Here is a 6,662-nt window from a genome sequence, read left to right as displayed (position 1 = left end):
CGCCGCACCGCTGCGTGCGCCGGACGTTCGCGGCGCGCGTGGGCGGGCCGGGGTCCCGGAGGGGGGCCGGGTGGGGCGCGCCCCGCGGGGGGGGGCCCGCCACGGGTGTTTCGGGGGGGGGCCGCCCACGTCAGGGGAGCTCAGTAGATGTTGGCCTCGACCTGCGAGCCGTCCTCGCGTGTCGCGTTGATCTGTGCACGCAGCGAGATCTCGTCGTAGACGCGGACCTCCTTCACGATGCGGCCCTCCAGGATCAGGAACTGGGAGACGCCGAGCACCGTGACCGGCCGGCCGGTGAGGGGGCCGAAGGCCGGGACGCCGCGGTAGCTGCCGTGCATGGTCCACAGGACGGCCACGCGCAGGCCCCCGTACCGCGGGGAGTGGTTCGTCTGGATGTCGCGGACGGCGAACCGCGCGTCGGGGAAGGGGCCGACCATGGCGAGGAGGTCGCTCTGATAGCGCTCGGGGCGGATAACGGTCCGGTCGCCGATCGTGTGGAGGAACAGATCGCGTTCCATGAAGTCCTTGACCCTGTGCAGCCGGCGCCGCGTCCACACCTCGTCGATGAACTCGAGCACCATCTCGCACTCGGGACGGAACTCGTCCGGACGCGGACCGCTGACCCCATTCAGCAGCACGTCTTGCGGCGGCTCGTCGAGCATGGAGCCGCTGTACCCCTGGAAGGTCAGCTCGCGAGCGGCCTCCGCCGGGTCCAGGCCGCGCTGTAGGCAGTCGGCCAGTTCGTCGCGCACCACCCACTCCTCGACCATCCGGCCGCGTCGGTACAGGCAGTTGGCCACCGTGCGTTTGCGGATGCGGATGCTGCGGCCGTCCACGAGGTGCTCGTCGGCGGAGAAGACCAGGTGGGAGCTGAGGAAGGCGTCGTCGCCGCGCGCCTCCCACACCACGTCCTCCGCCTGGCCGATGTGGCCCGGCGTGCTGGCCATGCGGATCGTGCTGCCTTCGATGACACCGTCACGGCCGACGACGGTTCCGAGGCTGGTGTGCACGATCGAGTCGGGCTCGTAGTTGTCGACGATGTAGGCGATGTCGCGGTCGACCCAGATGCGGTCGGTCACCTCGCGGATGAAGTCGTCCGGGTCCTTGTAGGGGAGGTACGCGACGGGGTCCAGGGGCATGGTGCTTCCGTTCCAGTGGTGTGAATGCGTATGTAGGTGGATGGTCAGGAGGGTAGCCGTGGAGGCTGCCTGCCCGGGGCGCCGGAGCCGGGCTTCCCGCCGTGCTAGCGGGCGAACTTGTCCGCGCCCAGTTGGCTCCGGTAGGTCTCCGTCATGAAGGCGCTCACGACGACCAGGGCCAGGAGAGCGGCCACCGCCAGATAGGCCCAGACGGCGTAGATGGTGTCGAAGGTGCTGACCAGCAGCGTCGCGACGAACGGCGTGATGCCCATGAAGATGGAGAACGAGCTGTTGTACGCGATGGCGCTGGCGCTGAACCGGGTGCGGGTGGCAAAGAGTTCGGCCGCGCAGACGGTGACGATGCCGGTGAGGAAGAATTCCGGCACGATGTAGATGAGTTGGCTGGCCACGGCGGTTCCGAAGGTGCCGTGCTCGCCGACCCGGAAGGCGATCGGGACCAGCACGATGCAGGCGATGGCGCCGGTGACGAGCATCGGCTTGCGCCCGATACGGTCCGACAGCATGCCGGCCAGCGGCAGGGTCGGGATGAGGACGGCGATGGAGATGGCGTTCGAGGCCAGGCCCATCCAGCGCGGCAGGTCGAGCGTGCCGGTCAGGTACTGCGGATAGAAGGTGACCCAGCTGTAGGAGAGGATCGCGAGCATGATCGAGATTCCGCAGAAGACCAGGATCGGCCGCCACTGCGAACGCAACGCCTCACGGACCGGTGCCTTGACGACGTCCGTTCCTTCCTCGGTCGCGCGGATGAACTCCGGGGTCTCCTCGATGTGACGGCGCAGCCACATCCCGACCAGGCTGAGCGGGATCGCCAGCAGGAACGGGATGCGCCAACCGTACGAGTCCAGGGCCTCGCCCTCGAACACCCAGCTGGTCAGGGCCGCCGTACCGGCGCCCGCGAGGGTGCCGACGAAGCAGCTGTTGGAGGCGTACGACGTGTAGTAGGCCCGCCGGTTCGGCTCCGCCCACTCCACGATGAACGCGACGGCTCCGACGTACTCGCCGCCGGAGACCGCGCCCTGGACGACGCGAAGCAGCAGGAGCAGGATCGGCGCACCGATGCCGATCTGCTGGTACGTGGGCAGGACCCCGATCAGGGCGGTGGCCACGCCCATGGCCACGATGGTCCACAGCAGCGTCTTCTTGCGGCCGACCCGGTCGCCCCAGCGGCCCACGAGGGTGCCGCCGAGCGGGCGGAAAAGGCAGGCGACGGCGATGATCGCGTACGTGCCCAGCACCGCCACGGTCCTGTCGCTGTCGGGGAAGAACGCCGGAGCCATGATCGGCGCCATGTAGCCGTACAGTCCGTAGTCGAACTGTTCGACGAAATTACCGATGCTGCCCGCGCCAATGGCTCGGCGTATCGCGTTCCGCTTATGTAGGTCGACCTGGGGGGAGCCGACGGCTGGGCTGGGTGGCGCTGCGGCGGACATGGCTTCTCCGATCGCGCGGGGACGGGGTGTGCATGCGTATGAATTGGTCGTGAACGCTAAGGATCCGGATGTGGGGCGTCAAGGGTTGGTCGCGGGAGAATGCGACGGTCCCGGAGGGCGGCAGCCGACAGCTCGCCACCGCGGCACGCAGGGGTACACGACGCCCCCGCCATCGGGCGCGTCGGTCGGCGAAGTCGGCCTGCCCCCGGCCGGTCGGACCGGGGATTTCGGCCATGCTCGTCTCAGGCCGGGGTTTCGGCCGTGCTCGTCTCAGGTGGGGATTTCGGCCGCGCTCGTCTCATCCGAGGTCTTCGGCCGCGCTCGTCCTGTCGGACGAGGCCAGGCGGCGCAGGGTGGCCACGAGCACATGAGCCATGTTGTAGAGGATCAGCTGAGCCCCCTGGCGCTCGGCGGCCCGGGCGGCGTCGAGGGTCGGCACGATCGCCATCACCGCGCGCTTGTTGGCGCGCGCCGCGTTGTGCGCCCGGGCGATCAGCCCGTCGACGACGCAGGGCTCCGGGAAGCCACAGTCCGCGGCCAGGTCGGCGGGGCCCACCAGGACCGCGTCCACCCCATGGGTGCCGGCGATCGCGGCGGCGTCAGCGCAGGCGCGCCGTGTCTCGACCATCGCCACGACCAGGGTTTCGCGGGACGCGGCCACATGGTCGGCTGCCGTGACCGTGCCGAACCGGCCCGCTCTGCTGTAGGTGGCGAAACCCCGCTCTCCCCACGGTGGGTAGTGGCTGGCGGCCACCGCTCGTCGGGCGTCCTCGCGGCTGTCCACATGCGGGTGGATCAGCCCGGCGGCGCCCAGGTCGAGGCAGCGCAGCGCGAGCGCCGGCTCAGCCGAGCCCACGCGGACCAGCACGTCGATCCCGTGCGCCGCGGCGGCCGTGAGGTGCTGTTGAAGCAGCGCCGTGTCGGCCGGCCCGTGCTCGCAGTCGATGACGACATAGTCGAAGCCCGCGACCCCCGCCATCTCCACCAGCGTCTCCGAGGGGAGCCGCAGCAGGATGCCCCGCAGCCGCTCGCCGTCCGCCAGGCGCTGTTTGAGGCTGCGGTGCGGTGTGCCGCGCGCCGTCACCGGGCCACCATCCCCGCGGAGAGGTCGATGTCGGCCCCGCACAGTCCGCGCATGCGCAGCATCGCGCTGACGGCCTCGCCCACCTCGTCCTCGGTGACCATCCGCCCCAGGGCGGAGCGCGCGACGAACGCCTGCTCGGCCTGCGCGTAGGTGCTGCCCGTGCGCTCCGCCTCCAGACGGAAGTTGCGCTCCATGCGTGGCCCCGCGACGGGCCCGGGGGAGAGGGAGTTGACCGTGACGCCCAGCGGCCCGACCTCGCCGGCCAGCGTGGTCGTGAGACCGATGACCGCCATCTTCGACGCACAGTACGGGGTGCGCCGCAGGAGCGGGCGTTTGCCCGAGACCGAGGCGATGTTGATGATGTCGCCCGCGCCCCGCCCGGTCATGGGGGGCAGGAAGGCCCGGCACATCAGGAACACCCCGCGCACGTTCACATCGAAGACCTCGTCCCAGTCCTGCGGGGTGATCTCGGTGAGCGGTGCCACCGGCCCGGCGACCCCGGCGTTGTTGACCAGGATCGATATCTCCTCTCCGGTCAGACTTCGGGCGAGCTCCTCGACGTCGTCGGGGCGGGAGACGTCGCAGACGCGGTGCGAGACCTGTGGGCCGAGCCGCGACACGGTCTCCTTGAGCGTGGTCTCGTCGCGGCCCGTGATCACCACCCGGGCCCCGTCGGCGAGCAGGGACCGTGTGATGGCCCGGCCGAGGCCGCTGCCTCCCCCGGTGACGAGCGCGGTGCGGCCGGTCAGCGGTGCGGTGCGGCCGCTCATGCGCCGCCCTCCTCGTTCCACGGCACGGTGCCCTTGCCGTACTCGGCGGCACGGGCGTCACCGGTGCGGATGTCAGCGGTGCGGGCGTGGCCCCGGGCGAGGTCGAGGCGCGGGGCCCGGCCGCACACCTCGCCGAGCAGCGCGGCGGACTCGGAGTACGGGCGGACGGCGTCGTCGCCGGGCCGGCGGATGTCGTCGAGGGGGTCGTGGACGCGCTCGGCGACATCCGGCCGGGCCGCGGTCACGTGCCCGCCGGGCTCGGGGGACGTGAGGTGTCGAGGCATGACGGCTCTCTTCCAGTGGGGACGAAGGGGGCAGGAGGTGAGTTCACGGGGCGGCAGCCGCAGGTGTCGTATTGGTGGCGGCCGTGACCACTTCGCGCAGCGCGGCCGTCACCGCCTCGGGCCGTTGCCACGGCAGCAGGTGTCCCGCGTCGGGCAGCAGCGTCAGGCCGGCTCCGGGGACCGAGTCCGCGATCGCCTGGTGGAAGGCGGGCGGGCACAGCGTGTCCCGCGCCCCGGCCAGGACCCCGGTGGGGCAGCGGGCCGTACGCAGTACGCCGGTCGCGTCCGTGCGGGTCGCCTGCGCGGCGAGCTGGGCGCGGGCGGCGGTGGCGCCCACGGCGTGCGCCATGCCGCGGTAGCGCCGCGCGGCCCCGGGCGTCGGGCACCGGTCGGGGAACATGTCCGGCAGCGTCTCCTCGACGACGTCCGTGAACCGGCCGGCCGCGATCAGCTCGTCCATCGCCCGCCAGGCCGCGTACTGCTCGGGGCGCGGCGCACCCGCGTTGGTCGCCATCACGCACAGGCCCGCGATGCGCTCGGGCGCCCGGCGCAGCGCCTCGAAGCCGACGATGGCCCCCAGGCTGAGGCCGACGAGCACGAATGGGCCCGGAACCGTGGCGAGCACGTCCTCGGCGAGCGCCCCGATGTCCGCTCGCCGCAGCGGGATGTGGTGGACGTCGTGGCCTTCGGGAAAGTCGACGTCACGCCACAGACTCGCGTCGCAGAGCATTCCGGGCACGACGACGAGCGGCAGCGGACCGGCCCTGTCCTCGTACGGCACGCCGGTCACCAGGTGCGCGCGGAGCGGGGCAGCAGCGCGTACGGGGCGACGTACCCGTTGTGGTCGATGCCCAGGCCCGCGTCCGCCGCGGCCTTGCGCACCTCCTCGTCCCACTCCAGGCGGACGCGTCCGTCACCGGAGTTGACCACGAGGAGGTCGCTCCGCTCGTCGCCGACGTTGCGCACGGAGCGCCAGGCGTCCTGCGGGACGGAGAGCATGTCACGGGGGCCGAGACGCACCGAGACGGGGTCGGTGCGGTTGAGGGTGATCTCCCACAGACCGTCCTTCACGATCAGGGTCTGGGTCTCGTGCTGTCGGTGCGCCGAGACACCCTGCCCGGGGCCGGCGCGGAGCCAGGCGACGTTGTGCCCGTGCGGATTGAACACGCGGGGCTCCTGGTGCGGGTCCTCGGTCATGCCGAAGCCGATGACGCAGCTCAGACGGGCGCCGCCGCCGGGCAGGGTGCTGTCGAGGAAGGGGTGATCGGAGAACACCAGCTCGTCCGCGGCGGCGATCCGGCGCTTCATCTCGTCGGGGGTGTAGTGGCGCAGCCGGTCGAGGTGTTCCTGGGCCAGGGGGGTGACGAGCTCGGACTCCGGCGGGACGGTGTCGCCGGCGACGGTGTCGACGAGCTTGTTGTCGGCGGTGAGGTACAGGCCGTGGTTCCGCGCCTCCCGTAGGACCGACGGGCCCCAGATGATGCCGCCGGTGTCGTCCATGCCCAGCACGGTGAACAGCCAGCCGTCGTCCGGTCCGGTGTTGGTGAATCCGCGGAAGATCCAGGTCGGGACGGAGGCGATGTCACCGGCCCTGAGCGTGAGTTCGCCTTCGGTGCCGTCGACGCCCCAGCGCAGCAGGTATTCGCCCGCGGTGCAGATGAACACCTCGGCCGTGTAGTGCAGGTGCAGGTTGTTGGTGATGCCGTGCGGCATCGCGGCGGCACCGATGTTGTAGCCGTGCGGCAGCCGGAGGTTGACGTGCTGGCCGGCGGCCTGCGAGACGCCCGGCCCGATCATCGCGTAGTTCTCCTTGCGATCCGAACCGGGCGTACGGCAGTCGATGAATGCCTGGTTGCAGGAGACGAAGTCGCTGCGGCGCACCGTACGGCGGGCCAGCTCACTGGGCGATACGACGACATCGGGCATGACCGCTC

7 protein-coding genes are annotated in these 6,662 nt (G+C 71.3%); all 7 read right to left on the bottom strand.

Annotated elements, in window-relative coordinates; translation table 11 throughout:
- Positions 1 to 140: 140 nt before the first annotated feature.
- A complete protein-coding gene (locus tag ACFYOY_RS33655; protein WP_351904839.1) occupies positions 141 to 1,139 on the bottom strand; it encodes an ester cyclase in 999 nt (332 codons plus the stop codon).
- 104 nt (positions 1,140 to 1,243) lie between these two features.
- Positions 1,244 to 2,590, bottom strand: coding sequence for an MFS transporter (locus ACFYOY_RS33650; RefSeq protein ID WP_351904842.1), 1,347 nt, complete (start codon positions 2,588 to 2,590; stop codon positions 1,244 to 1,246).
- Positions 2,591 to 2,888: 298 nt separating this feature from the next.
- Positions 2,889 to 3,674 (bottom strand): HpcH/HpaI aldolase/citrate lyase family protein, encoded by a 786-nt coding sequence (locus ACFYOY_RS33645; protein WP_388591261.1) that lies wholly within the window; start codon positions 3,672 to 3,674, stop codon positions 2,889 to 2,891.
- On the bottom strand, positions 3,671 to 4,444 hold the full coding sequence (locus tag ACFYOY_RS33640; protein WP_044580330.1) for an SDR family NAD(P)-dependent oxidoreductase: 774 nt from the start codon (positions 4,442 to 4,444) through the stop codon (positions 3,671 to 3,673). Before ACFYOY_RS33640 ends, ACFYOY_RS33645 begins: the two co-directional genes overlap by 4 nt.
- Positions 4,441 to 4,728, bottom strand: coding sequence for a hypothetical protein (locus ACFYOY_RS33635; RefSeq protein ID WP_388591259.1), 288 nt, complete (start codon positions 4,726 to 4,728; stop codon positions 4,441 to 4,443). The genes ACFYOY_RS33640 and ACFYOY_RS33635 overlap by 4 nt, the downstream gene beginning before the upstream one ends.
- Before the next feature lie 43 nt (positions 4,729 to 4,771).
- Entirely contained in the window at positions 4,772 to 5,509 is a 738-nt protein-coding gene (locus ACFYOY_RS33630; protein WP_388591257.1) for an alpha/beta fold hydrolase, read from the bottom strand.
- Positions 5,510 to 5,514: 5 nt separating this feature from the next.
- Positions 5,515 to 6,654 carry a cupin domain-containing protein gene (locus tag ACFYOY_RS33625; protein WP_388591255.1) on the bottom strand — a complete coding sequence of 380 codons (1,140 nt, stop codon included), beginning with the start codon at positions 6,652 to 6,654 and terminating at the stop codon, positions 5,515 to 5,517.
- Between the last annotated feature and the right edge of the window lie 8 nt (positions 6,655 to 6,662).

The organism is Streptomyces sp. NPDC007875, from assembly GCF_042868035.1.
GTDB lineage: Bacteria > Actinomycetota > Actinomycetes > Streptomycetales > Streptomycetaceae > Streptomyces > Streptomyces antimycoticus.
This window is presented reverse-complemented; position numbering and strand designations above follow the sequence as displayed.

Excerpts from the sequence above, each read along its gene's own strand:
- ACFYOY_RS33655 (WP_351904839.1), bottom strand. The coding sequence starts at position 1,139 with ATGCCCCTGGACCCCGTCGCGTACCTCCCCTACAAGGACCCGGACGAC.
- ACFYOY_RS33650 (WP_351904842.1), bottom strand. The coding sequence starts at position 2,590 with ATGTCCGCCGCAGCGCCACCCAGCCCAGCCGTCGGCTCCCCCCAGGTC.
- ACFYOY_RS33640 (WP_044580330.1), bottom strand. The coding sequence starts at position 4,444 with ATGAGCGGCCGCACCGCACCGCTGACCGGCCGCACCGCGCTCGTCACC.
- ACFYOY_RS33635 (WP_388591259.1), bottom strand. The coding sequence starts at position 4,728 with ATGCCTCGACACCTCACGTCCCCCGAGCCCGGCGGGCACGTGACCGCG.
- ACFYOY_RS33625 (WP_388591255.1), bottom strand. The coding sequence starts at position 6,654 with ATGCCCGATGTCGTCGTATCGCCCAGTGAGCTGGCCCGCCGTACGGTG.